The 20,002-nt window shown below is 64.2% G+C and carries 22 protein-coding genes; 9 read left to right on the forward strand and 13 right to left on the reverse strand.

The genetic code is table 11. From position 1 onward, the window contains the following. The first annotated feature begins 20 nt into the window (after positions 1–20). Positions 21–791: a GAF and ANTAR domain-containing protein gene (locus A3K89_RS12010; protein ID WP_240930869.1), complete on the forward strand. Its 771-nt coding sequence runs from the start codon at positions 21–23 to the stop codon at positions 789–791. On the opposite strand, the gene A3K89_RS12015 is transcribed toward A3K89_RS12010, so the two are convergent. Further along, positions 748–1,428, reverse strand: a complete 681-nt coding sequence (locus A3K89_RS12015; protein WP_084423715.1) for a hypothetical protein — start codon at positions 1,426–1,428, stop codon at positions 748–750. The genes A3K89_RS12010 and A3K89_RS12015 overlap by 44 nt on opposite strands. A 250-nt stretch (positions 1,429–1,678) precedes the next feature. Between A3K89_RS12015 and A3K89_RS12020 the strand changes: the two genes are divergently transcribed. Continuing rightward, positions 1,679–2,815: a glycosyltransferase gene (locus tag A3K89_RS12020; protein ID WP_068425646.1), complete on the forward strand. Its 1,137-nt coding sequence runs from the start codon at positions 1,679–1,681 to the stop codon at positions 2,813–2,815. Positions 2,816–2,836: 21 nt separating this feature from the next. Continuing rightward, the gene (locus tag A3K89_RS12025) at positions 2,837–3,715 is read left to right on the forward strand and encodes an ATP-grasp fold amidoligase family protein (RefSeq protein ID WP_254303500.1); all 879 of its coding nucleotides are present in this window, start codon (positions 2,837–2,839) and stop codon (positions 3,713–3,715) included. Here A3K89_RS12025 and A3K89_RS12030 read toward each other — a convergent pair whose 3' ends face one another. Genes A3K89_RS12030 through A3K89_RS12050 form a run of 5 tightly spaced genes read right to left on the reverse strand, consistent with a single transcriptional unit; the run spans position 3,716 to position 6,407 of the window. Continuing rightward, positions 3,716–4,150 (reverse strand): ATP-binding protein, encoded by a 435-nt coding sequence (locus A3K89_RS12030; protein WP_068425649.1) that lies wholly within the window; start codon positions 4,148–4,150, stop codon positions 3,716–3,718. A 54-nt stretch (positions 4,151–4,204) separates the two neighbouring features. Further along, positions 4,205–4,558: an anti-sigma factor antagonist gene (locus tag A3K89_RS12035; protein WP_254303501.1), complete on the reverse strand. Its 354-nt coding sequence runs from the start codon at positions 4,556–4,558 to the stop codon at positions 4,205–4,207. A 40-nt stretch (positions 4,559–4,598) separates the two neighbouring features. Continuing rightward, positions 4,599–4,835, reverse strand: coding sequence for a hypothetical protein (locus tag A3K89_RS12040; RefSeq protein ID WP_125833370.1), 237 nt, complete (start codon positions 4,833–4,835; stop codon positions 4,599–4,601). A 35-nt stretch (positions 4,836–4,870) separates the two neighbouring features. Further along, entirely contained in the window at positions 4,871–5,590 is a 720-nt protein-coding gene (locus tag A3K89_RS12045) for an ANTAR domain-containing protein (RefSeq protein ID WP_157105292.1), read from the reverse strand. A 46-nt stretch (positions 5,591–5,636) separates the two neighbouring features. Beyond that, complete coding sequence (locus A3K89_RS12050; protein ID WP_157105293.1) at positions 5,637–6,407, reverse strand: GAF domain-containing protein; 771 nt, start codon at positions 6,405–6,407, stop codon at positions 5,637–5,639. 363 nt (positions 6,408–6,770) lie between these two features. On the opposite strand from A3K89_RS12050, the gene A3K89_RS12055 reads away from it, so the two are divergent. Both A3K89_RS12055 and A3K89_RS12060 read left to right on the forward strand, forming a co-directional pair. Then, the gene (locus A3K89_RS12055) at positions 6,771–7,517 is read left to right on the forward strand and encodes an ANTAR domain-containing protein (protein WP_068425661.1); all 747 of its coding nucleotides are present in this window, start codon (positions 6,771–6,773) and stop codon (positions 7,515–7,517) included. A gap of 164 nt (positions 7,518–7,681) precedes the next feature. Further along, entirely contained in the window at positions 7,682–7,888 is a 207-nt protein-coding gene (locus A3K89_RS12060; protein WP_068425664.1) for a three-helix bundle dimerization domain-containing protein, read from the forward strand. A 49-nt stretch (positions 7,889–7,937) separates the two neighbouring features. Here A3K89_RS12060 and A3K89_RS12065 read toward each other — a convergent pair whose 3' ends face one another. After that, positions 7,938–8,270 carry an ArsR/SmtB family transcription factor gene (locus tag A3K89_RS12065; RefSeq protein WP_254303502.1) on the reverse strand — a complete coding sequence of 111 codons (333 nt, stop codon included), beginning with the start codon at positions 8,268–8,270 and terminating at the stop codon, positions 7,938–7,940. Between the two features lie 16 nt (positions 8,271–8,286). Between A3K89_RS12065 and A3K89_RS12070 the strand changes: the two genes are divergently transcribed. Further along, positions 8,287–8,757, forward strand: a complete 471-nt coding sequence (locus A3K89_RS12070; protein WP_068425670.1) for an SRPBCC domain-containing protein — start codon at positions 8,287–8,289, stop codon at positions 8,755–8,757. A 223-nt stretch (positions 8,758–8,980) separates the two neighbouring features. Here A3K89_RS12070 and A3K89_RS12075 read toward each other — a convergent pair whose 3' ends face one another. Genes A3K89_RS12075 through A3K89_RS12085 form a run of 3 tightly spaced genes read right to left on the reverse strand, consistent with a single transcriptional unit; the run spans position 8,981 to position 12,477 of the window. Then, positions 8,981–10,369, reverse strand: coding sequence for an amidohydrolase family protein (locus tag A3K89_RS12075; RefSeq protein ID WP_068425673.1), 1,389 nt, complete (start codon positions 10,367–10,369; stop codon positions 8,981–8,983). Between the two features lie 59 nt (positions 10,370–10,428). Then, a complete protein-coding gene (locus A3K89_RS12080; RefSeq protein WP_068425676.1) occupies positions 10,429–11,040 on the reverse strand; it encodes a class I SAM-dependent methyltransferase in 612 nt (203 codons plus the stop codon). Between the two features lie 45 nt (positions 11,041–11,085). Continuing rightward, complete coding sequence (locus A3K89_RS12085; protein WP_084423719.1) at positions 11,086–12,477, reverse strand: DUF222 domain-containing protein; 1,392 nt, start codon at positions 12,475–12,477, stop codon at positions 11,086–11,088. A 138-nt stretch (positions 12,478–12,615) separates the two neighbouring features. On the opposite strand from A3K89_RS12085, the gene A3K89_RS12090 reads away from it, so the two are divergent. After that, entirely contained in the window at positions 12,616–13,131 is a 516-nt protein-coding gene (locus A3K89_RS12090) for an OsmC family protein (protein ID WP_068425682.1), read from the forward strand. A gap of 8 nt (positions 13,132–13,139) precedes the next feature. Here the strand turns inward: A3K89_RS12090 and A3K89_RS12095 are convergent, their stop codons facing one another. Further along, positions 13,140–13,409: a putative quinol monooxygenase gene (locus tag A3K89_RS12095; protein ID WP_068425685.1), complete on the reverse strand. Its 270-nt coding sequence runs from the start codon at positions 13,407–13,409 to the stop codon at positions 13,140–13,142. A 25-nt stretch (positions 13,410–13,434) separates the two neighbouring features. Beyond that, positions 13,435–14,646: a hypothetical protein gene (locus tag A3K89_RS12100; protein WP_068425688.1), complete on the reverse strand. Its 1,212-nt coding sequence runs from the start codon at positions 14,644–14,646 to the stop codon at positions 13,435–13,437. 415 nt (positions 14,647–15,061) lie between these two features. Here A3K89_RS12100 and A3K89_RS12105 point away from each other — a divergent pair, with 415 nt between their 5' ends. Then, positions 15,062–18,340, forward strand: coding sequence for a protein kinase domain-containing protein (locus tag A3K89_RS12105; protein ID WP_068425691.1), 3,279 nt, complete (start codon positions 15,062–15,064; stop codon positions 18,338–18,340). An 854-nt stretch (positions 18,341–19,194) separates the two neighbouring features. Further along, positions 19,195–19,404 (forward strand): hypothetical protein, encoded by a 210-nt coding sequence (locus tag A3K89_RS12115; RefSeq protein WP_068425697.1) that lies wholly within the window; start codon positions 19,195–19,197, stop codon positions 19,402–19,404. Positions 19,405–19,534: 130 nt separating this feature from the next. Here the strand turns inward: A3K89_RS12115 and A3K89_RS12120 are convergent, their stop codons facing one another. Next, positions 19,535–19,999 carry a hypothetical protein gene (locus A3K89_RS12120; protein WP_157105294.1) on the reverse strand — a complete coding sequence of 155 codons (465 nt, stop codon included), beginning with the start codon at positions 19,997–19,999 and terminating at the stop codon, positions 19,535–19,537. Positions 20,000–20,002: the final 3 nt, after the last annotated feature.

Below are 20,002 nucleotides of genomic sequence, written 5' to 3' on the forward strand. Positions count from 1 at the left end.
GGTATATAAAATTCAGTTGTTTGTTCGACAGCGTGTCGATCCTGCATCCAGCAGCCGACGCGCTTGCCCGGAAGGACATCTGGATGTCGTACGACCGCGGAGAAGACCGTTCTTCACGGCATGCGGAACTACCCGCGCTTCTTGCTCAGTTCGCGCGCGACATGCGCGACGAACGCAGGTCCACGTCGAATACGCTCAACGGTATTCTGCACACGGCGGTCGAGCTCGTCGACGGCGCCGACAGCGGCTGCATCACGACGCTGACCAAGGGCGAGCGCACGGTCGTAGCCGCGACCGACGAGATGGCCGAGGAACTGTGCCGTCGACAGTACGAGTACGGCGAAGGTCCGATCGCATCGGAGGTGCGCCACTTCGATGTCGTGGTAGCCGACGATCTCGGTGTCGAACATCGCTGGCCCCAGTTCGCCGCAGGCGCCGTCGACCAGGGCGTGCGGTCGTTGGTCGCGTTCCAACTGTTCAGCAACGGCGACGACGTCGGAGCGCTCGTGCTCTACAGCAACCGAGCCAAGGCGTTCGGCCCCGACGCCGTTTTCACCGGGGAGGCGCTGGCCGCCCACGCCGCGATCGCGCTGCTCGGCGCGCGGGACAACGAACAGTTTCGCGCGGGCTTGGCCAGCAGGGACATCATCGGCCAGGCGAAGGGCATGATCATGGAGCGGTACAAGATCGACGCGGATCAAGCTTTCGAATTGCTGACCAAACTGTCGCAGCAGCGGAACATTCCGCTCAAAAAGGTCGCGGAGGAGCTGGTCGCGGCAGAGCGTCCGTAGGTCGGCCCTCCCTGCTGTTCCGGTACGCCGACTGTCGAACCGCTCGAAGCCATTCGGGCGCAGGCCGGACCTGCGGGTGACTGTTCCGAACCGGGTCGAAACCGACCTGTGCGTCCGAGATGCCACTCGGACCGGTCGGACGAAGGTACGCCAAGGGCACGAAATCGTCTGCCCCGCATGCCTGGTCGATGCGAAATTCCATTCGATTGCTGAACAGCGCGTCGCGCGCGTTCTCCAAATTCATGGCGCCGGTGGGCGATTCGGTCGCCACGGCGCGAAGCCACCACGAACGCCCGTCGTACTGCAGAGGCATCAGCGTCGAGAACTCGGCGGTTCCCCACGACCGTGCCGGCCACGGAATCATGCGGCCGACGATCCCTTTGCCCGATCCCGCGAGCAGAACGTCCCAGTCCTGCTCGTCCGGTGACCGTCCGAATCTGCGAAACGCCAGTCCCCCGATGTCGGGTATGCCGAAGGGCAGTCCGATCCCCTTCGACAGACGTGCGAGCACGTCGCCCGACTGCAGCGGCAGCCCGTGCCCGTCCGGCGCCACGCGGCGCACCTCACCACGGAACATGACGCCGTCGGGATGGAACACCCGGGCCTGACGCAGCGCCGACGCCGCACGAAAAGGCATACCTACCAAGGCTGAAAAATCCATGCGCTCCCTCGACTTCCGGACGCACGGATTCCCCACGGCGGCAGGTATCAATCCTCACGAGCGAGTTCGGTTGCTGCGCAACCCCCGAGCGCGGCTGGTTTGTTACGACGACCCGGGGGTATCACGTCGTTCGGATACATCGACCGACCCGACAACGAGGGGTGTGCGTGATTTACGCTGCGCGAAACAAGGCTGCGCGAAACAAGGAAACGGACGGCGGACGCCCGTGAGTGCGGACAAGTTGCACATCGCGATCGTCGCCTCGAACCGCTTCCCCATCAAGCAACCGTTTGCGGGCGGACTCGAAGCGCACACGTGGCACCTGGCCCATTCGTTGGCCGACGCTGGGCACGAGGTGACTCTCTTCGCCGGGCCCGGGTCGGACCCTGCATTGGGCAGCACGTGCCTCGACGTGCAGGTCCTCGAATTGTCTCCGCAGGCCCGCGCCGACGTCTCGATGCCGTCGGACACGTTCATGTCGGATCATCACGCGTACCTGCGGCTCATGCTGGACCTGGCAGCCAGCAGCCAGTACGACGTAGTGCACAACCACAGCCTGCACTATCTGCCCATCGCGATGGCGCGAACACTCGCGACGCCGGTGCTGACGACGCTTCACACTCCGCCGACGCCGTGGATCCAGTCGGCGGTGGCCGCGTGCGACGGCGTCGGAACCAGGTTCGCCGCGGTCAGTCGGCACACCGCCTCGATGTGGCACGGGATCGTCGACGAGATCGACATCGTGCCGAACGGTGTCGACGTGCTCGGTTGGCCCGAGGGATCCGGCGGCCCGTATCTCGCCTGGTCCGGCCGCTTCACACCCGAGAAGGGGCCCCACCTCGCGATCGAGGCCGCAGTACGAGCCGGGTACCCGATCAAGCTCGCGGGCCCGATCTCCGACCCGGAGTACTTCGCTCGCGAGATCGGACCTCGCTTGAACGACCGGGTGACGTACGTCGGGCATCTCGATCAGCGCGAACTCGCCGCGTTGGTCGGCGGGGCAGCTGCCGCGCTGGTCACCCCGTCGTGGGACGAGCCCTACGGGCTGGTGGTGGCCGAGGCGTTGGCGTGCGGCACGCCCGTCGCCGCGTTCGCGCGTGGAGGCATCCCCGAGATCGTCACCGCCGACTGTGCGACGCTGGTACCTGCCGACGACGTCGACGCCCTGGCCGCAGCGATTCCGCGTACCGTCGCGCTCGACCGAAAGACGGTCCGCCGTCACGCGATCCTTCGATGCTCCGCCGAGACGATGCTCGACGCCTACCTGCACCTGTATCGAGGAATGATGTCGGCGCCGGTGACAAGGTTGCACGATCCCGTGAAGCATCTTCGCCCCGCGGGACGTCGTCGCCGGCCGGCCTGAACCATGGCCGAACGAGCTCGTGTGCGTGAGCGCACTCGTGTGGTGCGGTGGTGGCGCCTGTGGCGGACGCGTCGCCCCGTCACCTTCACTGACAAGGTCAAGTACAAGATGCTTCGTGACCACCGCAGGCTACTGGTCACGTTCGCCGACAAGGCAGCGGTTCGTGATCATGTGGAATCCCTTGTCGGACCGGGCTTTCTACCGACTGTGTACGCGGTTCTGGACTCCCCGTCCGATCTCGTCGATCTCGAGCTCCCCGCCGAGTTCGTCATGAAGCCGACTCACGGCAGCGGGGCGGTCGTCGTCGTGTCGGACAACGCCGAACCGGACACCGAACTACCGCCGATCGACGCGTGCTGGAGCTACACACACGTCCGACCCAAGCGGGCCGATCGACGGCACCTGGCGGCGATCGCCGATTTCTGGACGCGTCAGCTGTACGGTCAAGGACCCAACCGGGAGTGGGCGTACGGCGCCGTTCCCCGTCGAATTCTGGTGGAAGAGCTGCTGACCGGGCCGCACGACGGTATCGCGGACGATTACAAGTTCTTCGTGTTCCACGGCCGGTGCGAGTTCGTACAAGTGGATACCGGACGCTTCGGTGGGCGGACCCAAGACTTCTACCGTCGTCCGTGGACCCACCTACCGCTGAGTGGGGGCCCGCCGCACGCAGATCCACCGCAGAACACACCGCCGAAGTTGGACACGATGATCGAGATCGCCGAAACGCTCTCGCGTGGCACGGATTTCGTACGCGTCGATCTGTACGTCGTGGGGTCCAGGATCGTCGTGGGCGAGCTGACGAGCTATCCGGCCGGCGGTAACAGCCCGTTCGAACCCGCGTCGTACGACCGTGAGTTCGGCCGGTACTGGACGGTACCGCGCAGATACACGGACTGATCAGCCGACGAACCAGTTCATGAGCACCGATGTCCCTGCATCGGAGTGATCGATGGACACCCCGTCGCACAGGGCCGTCATCAACGGAATACCGTTGCCGCGCACCGGATTCGACGCCGGTCTCTGCCACACACCGTGATCGACGACGACCACCTGCAGCGCCCGCTCGACGGTCGAGTAACCCGCTCTCAGGTCGAGAGTCCCAGTTGTGTCCAAGTCGCGGTACGCATGCTCGACGACATTGGCCATCGCCTCGTAGACGGCGAGAGCGATGTCGGCGCTGCGGTCGTCGTCGAAGTCGGTGATGCCGAGCCATCCGACGAGCGCATGTCGTATACCGCTGATTGCCTCACCGTGGGCGGGAACGTCCAGGAACACGAATTCGCTGGGACCGACGCCGGGTACGGGATCGAAGTCGGCCGACAATCCAGTCATAGGCGAGCCATACCCGATATCGCCGAAATATCGCGGGCCCTTGCGAAAAAGAGCCTACGAGTCCACGGCGTCGATCGCGGAGTCCAGATCGGTGAACACCGTGATCGTTCGGTCCAGCCCCGTGATGGTCAACGGTCGACGCGTCGCGGGGCCGTCCGCGACGACCGCGAACGTGCCGAAAGGCGTCACCCGTCCACTGATTTCGACCAGAACGGTCAGTCCCACCGAGGCGAGAAAGGTGACTCCGGACAGGTCGACGACCAAGGCGTCGATACGGGATCCGGTCAGCACGGAATCGAGGGACCGAGACAGATGCGGCGCCGTCGCCAGGTCGATTTCGCCGCGCACAGCTACCACGGTGACGGAACCTGCGTGCTTCACCGTGACATCCAACGGAGGTTGTGCCACTTCGAGTCCCTGGGTGTGAGCCATCCTGCTGCCGTCGAGTCTAGTCCTGCACGTCGTCGATGCCGTTGCTGTTCCGGCGCCTCGACCGCAAACGCCGGTACTTCACCACCCAGGAAATCACGACGGCACACCACCCGACCGCGATCACGATGCCACCCCAGAGTGCAGCCTTGGCAAGGCTGTGATCCGAGTAGACGTATCCGATGCCGCCCCACAACGCGCCCACTACGACGAACAGCGCCATGACCGAGAGCGCCGACTGTGTCGTCTTGTTCACCACCACGAAGTTTTCCTACCCACAATGGGCAGCGATCATTCCTCCCGGTCCGTGCTTCCGATCACGACGTCGCCGCCTGCTGCTATGCGACGGGCGACGTCGACGATCGGGCTGCCGGTCCGCCGCGCGAGACCGCGCAGGACGTCGTGAGCAGCGCCGATATCCAGTCCGTGCCGCTCGGCGATGATCCCGACGGCGAACTCGGTGTCGGCGGTGTCTGCGGCATCGGCGCGAACGGCGTCGGATCGGTGACGGCGCTCGCCGTCGTCGGACAGCCGTAGCGCGGCACCCGCCAGGTCGGCGAGCACCTGAACGCTCATCGCGTCGCGCGGGGTTCGCATCCACGGCTCCTCGGTTCCGACGACGACGGCCCCCACCGGTCCGCCGTCGATGCGGATCGGATAGGCCCGCACTGCGGCGAGGCCGACACCGACGGCGTCCGACGCGAACGCGGCCCAGCGCGTCGACGGTTCCGCGGTGTCGTCGACGACGACGACGGCATTGGTCGCGACGCTCGTCGATGCCACGCCCATGAAGACCGAGTCCGGAGGCGCGGCCGATTCGTCGGTGGACGCGGCGACCACGAACGACGTCGGGTACGAGGCGACCACGGCCGCGCACGACCCGGATACGACGGCCATCGCCTGCTGCGCGATGGTATCGAGAATCTCGTGCGAGTCGCGGTGGACGGGTGCGGTGAGCATGCCGCTGACCGATGCCAGACGGGTGGTCACGGGAACGGTGTTGTCGGTCATCTCTACCTCTCGGGCGTTACTGGGGACGATGTCGGCGGCGTCCACCTCATGTCTCGCCCTGCGTGAATGTCGTTCGGTGTGCAACTACGTCGTCGGCGATCTCGGTGAGCGAGCACTGCTCCAGATAGGCCCTGGCCCGCATCGCGGACAGCGCATCGGCGAACGTGACGTTCAACTGAACCGACACCATGCCCGCCGCATAGTTGATCTGAGGCCGAGAGAACTCGGAATCCCAAATGCCGCGTCGGTGTCCGTCCTGGCTCAGTTCTTCGGCGCCGTTGCCGTCGCTTTTCTCGCCCGCGCCGAAGTACGTCAGCACCACCTGCCCGACGATGTCCGCACCGCGTTCCATCGCCGCGTACTCGTCAGGTGTCGGATCGCCTGCGCGTGTCCGATACAGCTCGAGCACACCGAACACCGTCGACGCGACCCGCAACGGGAAGGTGAAGACAGCCGCAGCGCCTGCCGCGGTCGCATCGTTCGCGAACGCGAGCCAGCGATGCTCGTACTCTTTCCGACGCAGATCCGGGCACAGGACCGGCTGCCCCGAGCTGAACGCGTCGAGACATGGACCCAGGCCCGCGGTGAACTGGATGTCGTCGAGGTAGTGGGCGACGGCATTGCTGGCGTACACCAACTCCCGGGCTCCCGACGGCGCCATGAGCGTGACCGCACCACCGTCGGCGTTCGTCCTGCTCGTGACGGCATCGCACGCCTGGGAGAGCAACAAACGCGACGGGCTGCTGTCCCCGGCGGGAACGCTCCTGCCGGTCAGCTCTGGGCCGTCGTCCTCGTGGCCCGACGCCGATGATGTCATGGCGGACTCCTGCACTCGGTGTGATCGACTTTCGTCTACCACTGGTCCGTTGTTCCGGATCCGAGATACGTGTGAGTTGCCTGCCGATGCTGCATCACCGCGTTCATGATGTCGGGTCAACTTCCCTCTCAGTGCGCCAACCGCACTGAAACGGACGAAGGTAACGCCCACCTCGACGGCGAACGCACCTCGGCGGGCGTAAGTTCTTCACCCTGTGATTTCGAGCGGTTGCTTGATAATTGCGTCTAGCGTACGACCTTAGATGACTCTCCGCGCCACGCACGGCATACCGTTCGGAAGGTTTACGATGTCGCCGAGACAAGCGTCGCCGTACCAGGTGACGAGTGAGGCGACACGATAGCGATGGCCGACGACAGCAGTCCTCAGCGCGGCGGACCCCTGTGGGAGTCGGATCCCGAGTTGGCCTCCGCCGTCGAGATCCGCCTGTCGCTTCCCATCCGCGGTAGCGACGATCTGATCGAACTGATGGCACGCGTAGCGGCCATCGCCGTGCAGCATATCGCCGGTGCCGATCACGCGGGCATCACCGCCGCATTCGACGACATCGCGCCGTTCACGGTTGCTCCGACCGACGAACGAGTGTCGACGTTCGACCGCGCACAGTACGAGTTCGACGGCGGCCCATGCCTGCTGGCCGCGCGAACGGATCGCATCGTGCATTTCGATCTCGCCGAGATGGGGCAACTGTGGCCCGACCTGTCCATCACGGCCCATCAGAGCAGCATTCGCCGAGTGACCGCAGCGCCGTTGCACCATCGGGCCATCTCGGTCGGCTCGCTGAATCTCTACACCGACCACAGCACCGCGGCGACGATACTCACCACGTCCGAATTGCTGCCGGTTCTGCTCGGACACCTCGACCGCGGACTCGACGAATTCGGACTGCACCTCACGTCGACGGCGTTGGCCCACGAACTGATGCAGGGCGTCGAGACCCGGGCACTGATCGACAACGCCATCGGGGTGATCATGGGGCTGAGGCACTGTTCGGACACGCAGGCGGCCGATCTCCTCGACACGAAGGCGCGCACCGAGAACATCGGCCGTCGCGACGCCGCGCGACGGGTTCTCGACGATCGAGCACTGTGATGTGGCGCAGGCCCGGACCTGGCGTCGGACGTGACGTTGATCGCTGAAGGTTTGAGCGTCAACGTGCTCGACGTCGGTTTTCAGGTCGAAAGTAAAAGAATGGTTATATAGAAAGTCGCCGAGCCCGCTTGAAATTTCATGAACAGACCGCGCATTCTGGAGTCATGGCTACCACCACCGACATCGCGCCCGAGGAACAGCGAGCACTGGACGAGATCGTGTCTCGTCTGTCGGAGAAGTTCCCCGAAACGGACTCGTCCACAGTCGAATCCGCTGTTGCGGACGCGCACCGCCGTTTCGACGACACGAAGATTCGCGACTTCGTTCCGCTGTTCGTCGAGCGGCACGCGACCTCAGCTCTGGCGAACTAGGCGCTGCGCGCCCGTGCGCGCGAATGTGCACCCCGCTATACATTCGCGCTCACGACTCCGGCTGGTCGAGCCGACCCAGCAGCTCCACCGCAGCCCGGGCGTACTCCCCGATCCAGCGATCCGAAATTCGCTTGATCGGCAGCGGAGCCAGCGACAGATGCCGCTCACGCCCGACCTTCCGTCCCGTCACCAGTTCGGCCTTCTCGAGCACACGCAGGTGTTGCAGAGTGGTCGTGCGATCGACCTCGGGCAGCAGTGCGCACAGCTCACCGGTCGTACGTGGGGACTCCTTGAGGATGTCGAGCATGCGCCGACGGATCGGCGCGGCGAGGGCCTTGAAGACCGCATCGTCGTCGTCGGTCTTGTGCTCGATTCGGGACATGTTGTAAAAATACAACATGACTGAAAATCTGACGGAACTGTCCTTCACCGTGTCGGGTCGGATTTCGCGTCCGATCGCCGAGGTCTACGAAGCGGTGGCCGATCCCGCGCAGCTGTCCCAATACTTCACCACCGGCGGGGCACGTGGCCGCCTCGAACCAGGGGCCGAAGTGTCGTGGGATTTCCACGATTTCCCGGGCGCGTTCCCTGTCCACGTCGTCGAGGCAGACCCGCCGAACCGCATCGTCATCCGATGGGGCGGCGAAGCCACGACCGCCGAAGATGGCCACACCACAACGACTTTCGAGTTCGAGTCGCTCGACGACGACACCCGCACACTCGTCACGATCACCGAGTCGTCATGGACGCCCACCGCCGACGGCGCCAAGAACGCGTTCGGCAACTGCCAGGGTTGGACCGGCATGCTCGCTGCGATGAAGGTCTGGATCGAACACGGCATCACCCTGCGGGAGGGCTTTTACAAATAGCGGCGCGTTATCTCGCCGACGCCAGCTCGTTACCTCTCCGTGTCCATTCGGGTTCCACTGTAGAGACATGGGCCTGTCAGGCTCATCGGTAGAACTTCCCGCCTGCGAAAGAGAGGAATCCGATGACAAGCCCAGAGCACGCCGACGAGGTCGAGACTCGACCCGCGTCGTTCCTGCAGATGTTCGTCGACGCAGATACGCGCGACAACATCGAACCCGTCGGCTAGATCCCCGCTCGTCCGCGGATGGACGCCATGGCGTCCTGCGCCTCCGCGAGAAGGCCGTCGACGTCGACGCGTACGAGTCGATGGTCCCGCTTGTGCACGACACCGTCGATCATCACGAACGACACGTTCGACGGATTCGCAGCCCTCACCGCGAGCGTGGTGGCGTCGTAGACCGGCGCCGTGTTGACCGAATCGGATTGCACCAGAACGAGATCCGCCGGCCTCCCCTCGGCCAGCACTCCCGCGACGTCGCCCAGACCCAGCGACCGCGCCCCTCCCGCAGTTGCCCAGTCCAGTACCGTCGCATCGGCGACGACGCCCTGCTTCGCGTCCACTCCCCCAGGCAGGTCGGCGGTCAGCTTCATGACGCCGAACATGTCCGCACTGCCGGACAACACCGTGTTGTCGACGGACAGACCGATCGGCACCCCGGCTGCCTGCATCGCAGCGATGGGCGGAAGCCCGTATCCCACTTGCAGTTCCGTCCACGGGCTGATCGACACCGGCGACTGGGCCCGTGCAATCGCGTCCAGATCAACAGGACTGGCTGCGGTCAGATGAACCAGTTGCACATCCGGGCCGAGTCCTCCACGCGCATCCAGCTTTTCGACGCCACCGAGTGCCGCGGCCTCTGCGTTCGACGCCATATGGATTGTGATCGGCAACCCGACCGAACGTGCGGTGTCCCATTCCTGTTGCCAGACAGCATCTTCGGACCGATCGGGTCCGCGTGCGCACATTCCCAGCGACACCAGGCCGTCGGGCAGCGACCCGGCGAACTCTCTCAGGTGCGTCAAATTCATCGGCTCGGCAGCACCCAGCGCCTGGGGATAGCCGTACGCGAATCGCCCACGAACGCCCGACGAATGCATCGCCTCGAACTCCGCTTCGGCGTGCGCGGGGCTGATCACGTTGTGCGCCCAGTTGTGCACGGTCGTGATACCGCCGTTCACCGCCTCCGCCAACGCCAGTCGCACGCCGAGTCCGCTGTCCTCGGGCGAGAACAGCCCGGAGATCGACGCCATGCTGGGCGCGAATCCGCCTTTCGACGTCTGCCCGAACCCACGGGCCAGCGAGTTCCACATGTGCCAATGAGTGTCGACGAGCCCCGGCAGAGCAATGCATCCGGATGCATCGACGACGTCGGCCCCCTCTGCCGACAGCCCGGTGCCGATCTCGGTGATGCGTCCGTCGTCGACGCGGATGTCGGCGTCGGTCAACTCGCCCCTCGCGGGGTCCATCGTGAGTACCGAACTCGCCCGCCGAACAAGAAAAGAACCGGTGTTCGACGCCTTGGCGTCGGCACATCCGGCGAGAGTGGCTGCGGCCCCGAGGGAGGCCGCGACTCCACCGAGGATGGCTGCTCGTCGTGAAATGTCTGGCACGATCGCTCCTGCCGCAAAAGTCCGATTGTCTTATCAAACCCCACAGTACGGACTGACGGTCAACGACGCCGGGCGACCATTGCCCCGTGCGACCTGGTGTCCGGTTCGTGCCTGGTCAGGCTCTCGATCACGTCGAAGTCGGCAGCTTCCACTACGGCGCACAACCGTTCGACCGGCCATCGGTACGCGGTGACGACGGCGTGGTCGAACGGCTCGAGCTCGGACCATTCGAAGAACCCGAGCAGCAGTGTGCCACCGGGGCGGAGTGCGCGTGCGAACTCGGCCAGCGGTTCCGCGATCCGGTCGGGCGTGTGATGAATCGTGGAGTACCAGCTCAGAACTCCGCCGAGCGAACGGTCGTCGACACCGAGAGATGCGATATCACCGACGCGGAAACCTATCTCCGGGGATTGCCGACGCGCATGGTCGACGAACGTCTCGGACAGGTCGACGCCCTCGACGTCGACACCCAGCGAGGCGAGGAGACGTGTCCAATGCCCCGGACCGCACCCGGCGTCGACGACGGGTCCGGTCAGCGTTCTGGCCCAGGCGGAGATGAGCGCACGGTCGTCGGGATGGACGGATTCCAGAGTTCCGCAGACGTCGACGTACTCCGCTACACGTTCGGAGTATGCAGCCGCCACCGTCTCACCCGAGTAGGCATCTCGCACCCGCCCAGACTGCCATGTCGACCGCAGACCGAGCCGAAAATAGTTCTACGCCGCCTGTTTTCGTCGGCGATGGAAGCTGGGCCAGGGTGTCCGGTCGGGGTCGACGACGGCCGGCGGGATGCAGTAGGGGTGTCCGTCGTCGCCGATCAGTAGTTGCCAGTCGGAGTTGTGGATCTCGTTGTGGCACGCCCCGCACACCAATGCCGAGTTGTTCAGATCCGTCGTACCGCCGTCGACCCAGTACTTCACGTGGTGCACGATGCACCACTGCGCGGGTTTGCCGCATTTGATGCAGCACCGATCCCGAACCACCACCGCTGCCCGCAGCCAAGGCGGTGCGAGGCGTTCGCTGCGGCCCATCGCCAACGGCACACCGGCATCGTCGACGATCACCGGCGTCAGATTCGCATCACAGGACAGCATCTCGGTGAGCCGTCGACTGATCGGGCCGGTCCACGACAGCACGAACGGCCAAGCCGGATCTCCCGGACCAGGACCAGGACCAGGACCAGGACCAGGACCAGCGCCGGTACCCGATCCCGTGCCGGCGCCGCCTGTGGGCGTGTTCCGATCCGGCCGCAGCAGATCTTTCAACCCGACGACCAGGTTGACGTTGGCCCGCACACCGCCTTGTTTCGGAGACTTCCCGCCCTGGATGTGCAGGTCCAGCATCCGGTCCAGCCCGTCCGCGCGGCGCTGCGACGCGGTCCGCGGATCCGGGGTGCCATCGGGTGACGGTTCGGGTTTCGACAGCGGTGAGAGCACCGACTGCAGTTTTTCCGCGAGCAGGATGTCGAGGTTGCCTTTGAGTTGCATCCGCCCGTTCGGCAACGGATACAGATCGAGGGTGTTCATCGCCCGGTTCTCCGACAACGGCACCGGAACCGGCCCCAACGGCGCGACATCGTCGTCGTCATCGGGGTCGGGGTTGTCGGCGTCTCGGCGGGCACGTTCCTGCTCGTAGCGCACACGGGCGGCTTCGGCGGCTGCGTGGGCGAGCTCGGCGGCGCGCCGGGACACCCCGAACACGGTGTGATCGCGGGCGTGATCCAACAAGGTTGCGACCACACGAGCCAATTCGTCGTCGGACAGGGTGGGGTCGGCGGTGCGAACCGAATCGTGCCCGGCGACTATGGCACGAATATGGTCACCGTGGATGTCTCCTTTCACGGCCGCGTCGAACACGTTCGTGTGGATGTCGAGCCAGTACCCCCACGTGATGTGACGTTCGGCTTCGGTTTCGGTGATCCGCGCGGTGCGCGCATACCAGCGTTTGGTCTCCGACGAGCCCAACGACAGTGCGAGTCCGCGCCGGTCGATCTCGGCGACCGTCCTGTATTTCCGTGCCAAGACACCGGATTCGGTCACACACGCAGCCTCGAGGCCGGACACACAGTCCCGATCCGACAACCCCGCCAAGCCCCCCGACTCGTCCATGCCGCGCAAAGTACACCGCACCACCGACAGAAACCGGAGCCCTGCAACCCTTCCGATCACGCTGAGTGGATACCTATCGCTGCGGGTTCTCGCGCAGAAGACTCGACAGCGATTTCACACAAGCCGAAGGAGTGGATCATGACTACCAGCACCGTGCTCAACAACGTCGACATCGAGACCGTCGGTGGCCTGATCCAGGCCATCGAGACCGACCCGGCCAAAGCGCAGACCACCTGGGCCGCCCATGTGACGTGGAAGGGCGCGTTCGCGTCGGAAGCCAGAATTCGCACGTTCGAGCCGTCGAAGTCCGACGAGCCACCGGCCCTCGGGGGCGGGGACACCGCTCCGAACCCCGTCGAGCAGCTGTTGGGAGCACTCGGTAACTGCTTGGCAGTCGGTTATGCCGCCAACGCGACCGTCGCCGGCATCGAGTTGAAGGCCCTTCGGGTCGATGTGAAGGGTGACCTGGACCTGCACGTGTTCCTCGGCTTGAAGGACGGGCACGCCGGGTTCGACTCCATCACGGCGACGGTGACCATCGACTCCGACGCGCCCGCCGAGCAGATCGAGGAACTGCACGCCAAGGTTCAGGCCAGCTCACCCGTCGGCCACACCCTGCAGAACGCGGTGCCCGTCGACGTTCGGCTCGGCTGAGCGGACCTTCAGCCTGCCGTCACATCGAATTCGCGGACGTCGGCGTCGAGGATCGCGGCCTGCTGGCCCGAGTCGGGTCCCGATCCTCGAAACGCCGCCAGTTCTTCCCGCGTGGACCAACATTCGTACACATTGATGCGCGACGGGTCGATCAGATCCGCCCCGAGTGCGAAGTCGAGGCAGCCGTCGGCGCTTCGTGCGAGTCGCACCACCCCCACACATCCGTCGAGGTAGGCGTCTCGGTCACTCACGGTCAGGTATCCGGCAACGATGATCATGCGGGTGTAGACCGTCGTCGCGCGTTCAAATCACCGCCGACGCAACCGCCAGCGCAATTCCCTGCAGCATCGCTCGATCCAACGACTTCGTATTCGACGCGAACTCCACGTCGATTCTCGTTCCCGACGGTTTCACGAGCAGAACGTTCTCGATGGGCTTCCCATCGAGGCTCGCGCTCGCCGTTCCGGGTTGGTCGTCGCGAAACTGAGCTCCGTCGGAGAGGGTGAGCGCCGGGCCCTCGGGTTCCTGGTAGTCGGCATCGGAGACCGAGATCGTCAGCGCGTCGCCTCCGGCGAGCACGGACCCACAGGCACTACTCGTCCCCTCCGGTGACACCCGCAGCGCTCCGAGCGGGCGATCCAGGGCCACAGGCGCATCGATCGAGCGCCAGAAGCCGTCGAGCGCCGCATTGATGTTCTGGACTATCTCGTCGGTGAACTGGCCGCTCTCGAGACCTGTCGTGGCACACGGAAGGGGAACGGGAAGAACGTCGCCAGGCACCGGCGTCGACCACAGCAGCTCAGGAATCGCCGCGAGGGATCGAAGCTCGTCGATCGACATGGGAACGGTTCCAGTGCTGCGGAATTCGTCGTCGCGATCGGACGCCGACGCTGTGATTCGTGTGCCGTCGGTCGCGTAGATCCGAGCCACGTTGGTGTAGATGCGCTCGCCGCTGTATTCGCTCCAGGTGTCCTGAACGTCCACCACGGTTCCGTCGGACACAGTTTCACGTGAATCGAGCCAGCCCGCCTGGCATGGACGCGGTCCGTCATCGGATCGAGTTACGTTGACTGTCAACGATCCTGCGGTTCCGTCACGAATCACCGACGCTTCGGCTGTTGTGCCAGCGTCGAATTCGGGACTTACGAATGGAACCGGCTGGAAGACGAACGGATCCGAGTAGAACAGCGCGCGGCTGCCGGCTACCACCTCGATGTCGTCGGGCAGGGCTTCTTGGATCGCGAGCGACATCGCGTTCGCCTTCGTCGACGTCAGCCACGGGTAGTCCGGGTGGTCGTACCCTTCGAGACCTGATCGCGCAAAGCCATAGGAGACCGAATCTTCCGGCGGTTCGACGGTGTCACATCCCGGAATGTCGACAGGATATTCGACGGGTTCGCTGGCGTAACTCGACGACGCCTCCACCGGATCATTCGTCACGCCTGCAACGACTACACCCGCTCCCACGATTGCCACAACCACCAACGAATCCGTCCACGCCCATTTTTTGCTCATCGTCAGCTGTCGTCGCCCGAGATGTCCGTTCCGTTACGCAGGGTGCCGACATCGGATGTATCGCGACGTGCGGGAAGCACCGAGCATCCATCGATCGGAATGCGGTTGTCGCGCGCAGGCAGGAGATAACAGGCGTCGAACAATCCGTCCACATTCCGAGATGCGGTACAGGCGACGAGGGAAAATCGCGGGACGGCCAAAGGTATCAGACGACTTTCGCCGGATACAGGACTAGGTGCCGAACCCCGCCGACAGCGCTGAGTGACGCCTTCGCACAAGAACGAGCCGCGTCGTTCGAATCGCTCTATCCTGGAGATACAGCGCCGAGAGGAATAGCCCACGGTGTAGCGACGCTGGTCTTGCCGTCGGGGCCAGCGGTGGGACGGGCAAGCCGACGGAGTGAGTAGTCCGTTCGATGCGTTCCGAAGACCCACTCGACACGCAGCGGTACCCGCCGTCGCCTGCCGCCGAGTTGGCCGACTTGGGGTTCACCGAGGCAACGGAGATCGGCCATGGCGGCTTCGGCGTCGTGTACCGCTGCAATGAAAGCGAATTGGAACGACTTGTCGCGGTCAAGGTTCTGACGGTCGAGCTCGACCAGGAGAACAAGTCCCGCTTCTTTCGGGAACAGCAGGCGATGGGGCAACTGACCGGCCATCCGAACATCGTCAACGTCTTGCAGGTCGGTTCGACCGACAGCGGGCGCTTGTTCATCGTGATGCCCTATCACCAGCTCGATTCGCTGGAGAGTCGAATTCGACGTGACGGTCCTCTTCCGCTCGACGAAGCATTACGGCTGGGGGTGAAGATTGCCGGCGCAGTGGAGACGGCGCACGGGCTCGGCATCCTGCATCGCGACATCAAACCCGCGAACATCCTGCTCAGCGACTACGGCGAGCCGGAGCTTGCTGATTTCGGCATCGCTCACATCAGCGGAGGTTTCGAAACTACGTCCGGCGCGGTCACCGGATCGCCTGCATACACCGCACCGGAAGTGCTGGCGGGCAACCCGCCCACGGTGGCAGCCGACGTGTACAGCCTGGGCGCCACGTTGTTCAGCGCGTTGACCGGCCACGCTGCGTTCGAGAGACGCAGCGGCGAGCAGGTTGTAGCCCAGTTCTTGCGTATCACCCAACAGTCGATCCCCGACCTCCGCGAACATGGGATACCCGACGACGTGTCCTCAGTCGTCGCGCGAGCGATGTCGCGCGCTCCGGACGATCGTCCTCGCACGGCATCGGAGTTCGGGGAGGAACTGAGACAGGTGCAGCACGATCTCGGCTTTCCGATGGACGACATGGCCCTTCGAGAGGAGCACCGCAGCGAGACCGATGCGAAGGCCGACGCGTCGTCCGCGAGATCGAAAGGCTCGGCGCGGCCACGTCCTCCGTCAGGATTGGGTGGAGCGACCGGAAATCTTCCGCTCGAGCTGACCAGTTTCATCGGTCGACGCAGCGAACTCACCGCGGCCAAGAACTTGTTGTCCAGTTCCCGCTTGGTCACGTTGACGGGTATCGGGGGCGTCGGCAAGACCCGTCTTGCAGTACGCGTGGCGTCGAGCGTGCAGCGTGACTTCGCCGATGGTGTCCGCCTCGTCGAGATGGCCGAACTACGTGGAATGTCCGCGCTGGTCGATGCGGTCGCTGCCGCTGTCGGCGTCCGTGGTCAGTCCGCACGGTCGATGCGTGAAGTGTTGACCGATGTTCTTTCACGCAAAGAGCTGTTGCTCCTGCTCGACAACTGTGAGCACATGGTGTCCGAAGCTGCGGAGTTGTGCCAGGAATTGTTGACAGTGTGTCCCGGGCTGAAAATTCTGGCCACGAGCCGCGAGGCACTCGGCATCGCTGGTGAATCCATACTCCGAGTTCCGCCTCTGAAGGTTCCGGACCCCAGCAGTCACCCATCGCTTCGCGCGGTGCCCAGGTACGACGCTGCAAGTCTGTTCGTCGAACGCGCAGCCAGTGCGGCACCAGGTTTCGCACTCACCGAGGACAACATCGAGGCTGTTCTGGGGATCTGCCGCCGCCTCGACGGTCTGCCTCTGGCGATCGAATTGGCTGCCGCCAGGTTACGGATGATGTCGCCGGAACAGATCCTGCAACGGCTGACCGACCGATACACACTCTTGACACGCGGCAGCAGGGGCGCGCCGGACCGGCAGCAGACACTGCGCCTCAGCATCAACTGGAGTTACGACCTGTGTACCGCGTCGGAGAAGCTCGTGTGGGGACGGCTGGCGGTCTTCGCCGGAAGCTTCGATCTCGACGCCGCAGAGCAGGTGTGCAGTACAGGCATGTCCCCGGACGAGCTGCTCGACACGTTGACCGCACTCGCGGACAAGTCGATCCTCATCAGGGACAAGAACGGGTCCGCCATGCGGTTTCGCATGCTCGAGACGCTCCGGGAATACGGTTTCGAGAAACTCGAACGTACCGGCGAGACCTTGATCATGCGTCGCCGTCATCGAGACTGGTTCGAGAGCCTGGCAACCGACGCGGAAGACGACTGGATCAGTCCTCGGCAGCTCGATTGGATCGCCCGCCTGAAGCAAGAACAGCCGAATTTTCGAGAAGCCCTCGAGTTCGACATCGACGACGATCCGGGTTCCGGGCTGCGCACCGCAACGGCGCTCTACTGGTTCTGGCTGTCCCAAGGCTCGTACAGCGAAGCCCGCGAGTGGTTGACACGGCTGCTCGAACGTATGACCGGAAAACCTACTGTCGAATGGGTGAAAGCCCTCTACTGCGCGGGCGCGATGGCGAACGTGCAGGACGACGTCGGAGCGGGCGTCGAACTCGCAGACAAGGCGCGAGCGTTGGCCGCCGACAAGGACGATCCCATGATGCAGGCGTTGGTTGCCAACGCAGATGGCACGGTTGCGCTCCACAGTGGAGACATCGCGAGGGCCTCGTCGTTCTTCGAAAAGTCGGCGCCTCTCTTCCGCCGAATCGGACACCGAACGTTGGAGACGGCCACGATGCACCTCCTGGGGCTGGCGTACGGATTGAACGGACAGACCCGCAAGGCGATCGAGTGGCACGAACAAGTCCTTGCTCTCACTGCGGAGCAGGACGAGAAGATGTACCGCTCGCGTTCGTTGTGGGCAATGGCCGTCGACGTCTGGAGGCAAGGCGAATCCGACCGTGCAGTCCGGCTGCTCGAGGAGGCCTTGGGCGCCACTCGACTCCTCCGCAACCCCCGCATGACCGCATCGTCTCTCGCTGCACTGGCGTGGATCACCCTCGGGCAGAACGATCCGACTCGGACGGCGGTCCTGCTGGGGGCGGCCGACGGAGTGGCACGATCTTTCGGCAGCTCACCTGTCATCCATCCCAATCTGATGGTTTTTCAGGACATGTGCACGAGAGGAGCCCGCGAGCAGCTCGGTAAGGCCTTCGACGCAGAGTACCGACGTGGAACACAGTTGGGCATGGACGAGGCAATCGCATACGCACTGCGCGAGCGTCCGTCCGGTGCCACGAAACCCGACGCGACTGCATCGGAGCGCTTGACCAAGAGGGAACGAGAAGTCGCAGCCCTCGTCACGGAGGGCTTGACCAATCAGGCCATTGCCGACCGGCTCGTGATCTCGCCCAGAACCGCGCAGGGGCATGTGGAGCACATTCTCGCCAAGCTCGGCTTCACCTCACGTGCTCAGGTTGCAGCCTGGGTCGCCGACCAGACGCATGAGTAGCCGACTCGACGCGATCCCCTTCATGTCATCGGCCGTGCAGTCGGTCGCGGCACAGGCTGCCAGGCCCGAAGAATCTCCTGACAAAGGGCGGCTTTGACCGCAGTGAACCGACGCGGTTCCGTCGACCTCGGCATCAGAGCAGCCTGCACCATATGAAGGAACTTGAGGCGCGAAACCCCGAACTTGACGAACACGGTCTCCGCGTCGGCTCCGCCGTACGGCGCCCACTCGATCGCAAAAATGAGCAGCACCTGTTCGGTACCGGTGAGTGAGCACTCGCGCGCGAAGAGTTCGCACCAGCCGAGTGATCGCCTGACCCAACCTAGATCGGCTGCAGGCGGGACGGTGAATGTAGCCGAAGGCTGTGAATCTTCGAGCGGCGGGACGAGTCTCAGGTGCATCGGTACCTACTGTGATCGAACGAATGAGGGGGTGGCCCAATGCTGGCCGACGTATACCCGTCTGTGACCGTCCGATCGGCGGGGTGGGGTACCTGTTCCGTGGTGTGGCCGGGGCAACAAGTCGACAAGTCGGTTTCGTCGGCGAAAGCTGCTGCGTGCGTAGCCGGTTCGTCCCATCTGCGAAAAACGGGTAGTTCAGCCGATGCGGCAGAGGTCGCGTCTCGGCGATCGTGTTTCACAAGGCGGCCCCCTCGCCGCAACGACGAAGGAGAAATGCCGTGATCGAGTCGATCTCGAACAGCCTACGAAACCTTGCCGTGTCCGGGGTGATCATGACGCTCGCAGTGCTGACTATCTGGAGTTCCCGATCCCCGGCATTCAGACGTAGGACTCCGGTGCCTCCGAAGCGCCGCAAGCCGCCCGTGGCTGAAGGCCAGCAAGAGTGCAAGAACCGTGCCGGGCACGCTTCCGAGCAACGACATCGAGGACGGCGCCGATGCGGTGACCAAAGTCCCGAAGCCGAAGACAACCAGCAGCGCCATCACGCCGACCACCCACCACGACACTCGCGGCCGGCACGCGATCGCAGCAACGAAGCACAACACGACTGGCGCAGCCAGGACCGGTACGAGCGACATCCCGAAGTGGTCCCACAGGGTCTGATTGCATATGTGTGCCGACATCGTCAATCCAAGCTCGCAGTCGGTGATCTGCATCGGAGTCCATTGCGCGACGGATGCTCCCAGTCCAATATGCACAATCGCGAGCGCAATCCATGCGCCCCTGATCCACATCACTGCCGCCACAGCGCGACCATCACATTCACCAGCAGGATCAGCATGACCGCATACGGGACTGCGACAATCAATTGTTCGACGGTCGTCAGCACTGGACTCCAACTGTTCGGATCGCGGAACTCAGGCGGATCGACCACATTCCACAACATAATGCCGACCAATAGGGCGCAGCACAGCGCAACCGACCCCAACCCCGCTGTGAGATAACGGCGCGCGCGTGGCCATACGTCAGGCAAGTACCACAGATAACTGCCCTTCAGCACCAAGAACGATCCGGGAAGCCAGATGATCGCGGAAAGCAGACCAAGCTGATTCCATTCCACAACCACGCCGCCAACGGTGTCCCACCAGAAGCCGAGCGCGCCTGCGGCGAGCGTGGCACAGAACCACAGCAGAGGCAGAAGTCCGGTGACAGATAAGCCTCGAACCTGAGGCGGCATTGAGACAGACGCATCGGTCATGCG

Source organism: Rhodococcoides kyotonense (assembly GCF_001645385.1).
Lineage (GTDB): Bacteria > Actinomycetota > Actinomycetes > Mycobacteriales > Mycobacteriaceae > Rhodococcoides > Rhodococcoides kyotonensis_B.

What these genes read in the sequence shown, in the direction of transcription:
- A3K89_RS12065 (WP_254303502.1), bottom strand. Translation starts at nt 8,270, where the DNA reads ATGTCCCGAATCGAGCACAAGACCGACGACGACGATGCGGTCTTCAAG.
- A3K89_RS12060 (WP_068425664.1), top strand. Translation starts at nt 7,682, where the DNA reads ATGGCTACCACCACCGACATCGCGCCCGAGGAACAGCGAGCACTGGAC.
- A3K89_RS12100 (WP_068425688.1), bottom strand. Translation starts at nt 14,646, where the DNA reads ATGAGCAAAAAATGGGCGTGGACGGATTCGTTGGTGGTTGTGGCAATC.
- A3K89_RS12070 (WP_068425670.1), top strand. Translation starts at nt 8,287, where the DNA reads ATGACTGAAAATCTGACGGAACTGTCCTTCACCGTGTCGGGTCGGATT.
- A3K89_RS12105 (WP_068425691.1), top strand. Translation starts at nt 15,062, where the DNA reads ATGCGTTCCGAAGACCCACTCGACACGCAGCGGTACCCGCCGTCGCCT.
- A3K89_RS12120 (WP_157105294.1), bottom strand. Translation starts at nt 19,999, where the DNA reads ATGACCGATGCGTCTGTCTCAATGCCGCCTCAGGTTCGAGGCTTATCT.
- A3K89_RS12015 (WP_084423715.1), bottom strand. Translation starts at nt 1,428, where the DNA reads ATGCCTTTTCGTGCGGCGTCGGCGCTGCGTCAGGCCCGGGTGTTCCAT.
- A3K89_RS12045 (WP_157105292.1), bottom strand. Translation starts at nt 5,590, where the DNA reads ATGACCGACAACACCGTTCCCGTGACCACCCGTCTGGCATCGGTCAGC.
- A3K89_RS12030 (WP_068425649.1), bottom strand. Translation starts at nt 4,150, where the DNA reads ATGACTGGATTGTCGGCCGACTTCGATCCCGTACCCGGCGTCGGTCCC.
- A3K89_RS12055 (WP_068425661.1), top strand. Translation starts at nt 6,771, where the DNA reads ATGGCCGACGACAGCAGTCCTCAGCGCGGCGGACCCCTGTGGGAGTCG.
- A3K89_RS12090 (WP_068425682.1), top strand. Translation starts at nt 12,616, where the DNA reads ATGACTACCAGCACCGTGCTCAACAACGTCGACATCGAGACCGTCGGT.
- A3K89_RS12095 (WP_068425685.1), bottom strand. Translation starts at nt 13,409, where the DNA reads ATGATCATCGTTGCCGGATACCTGACCGTGAGTGACCGAGACGCCTAC.
- A3K89_RS12085 (WP_084423719.1), bottom strand. Translation starts at nt 12,477, where the DNA reads ATGGACGAGTCGGGGGGCTTGGCGGGGTTGTCGGATCGGGACTGTGTG.
- A3K89_RS12050 (WP_157105293.1), bottom strand. Translation starts at nt 6,407, where the DNA reads ATGACATCATCGGCGTCGGGCCACGAGGACGACGGCCCAGAGCTGACC.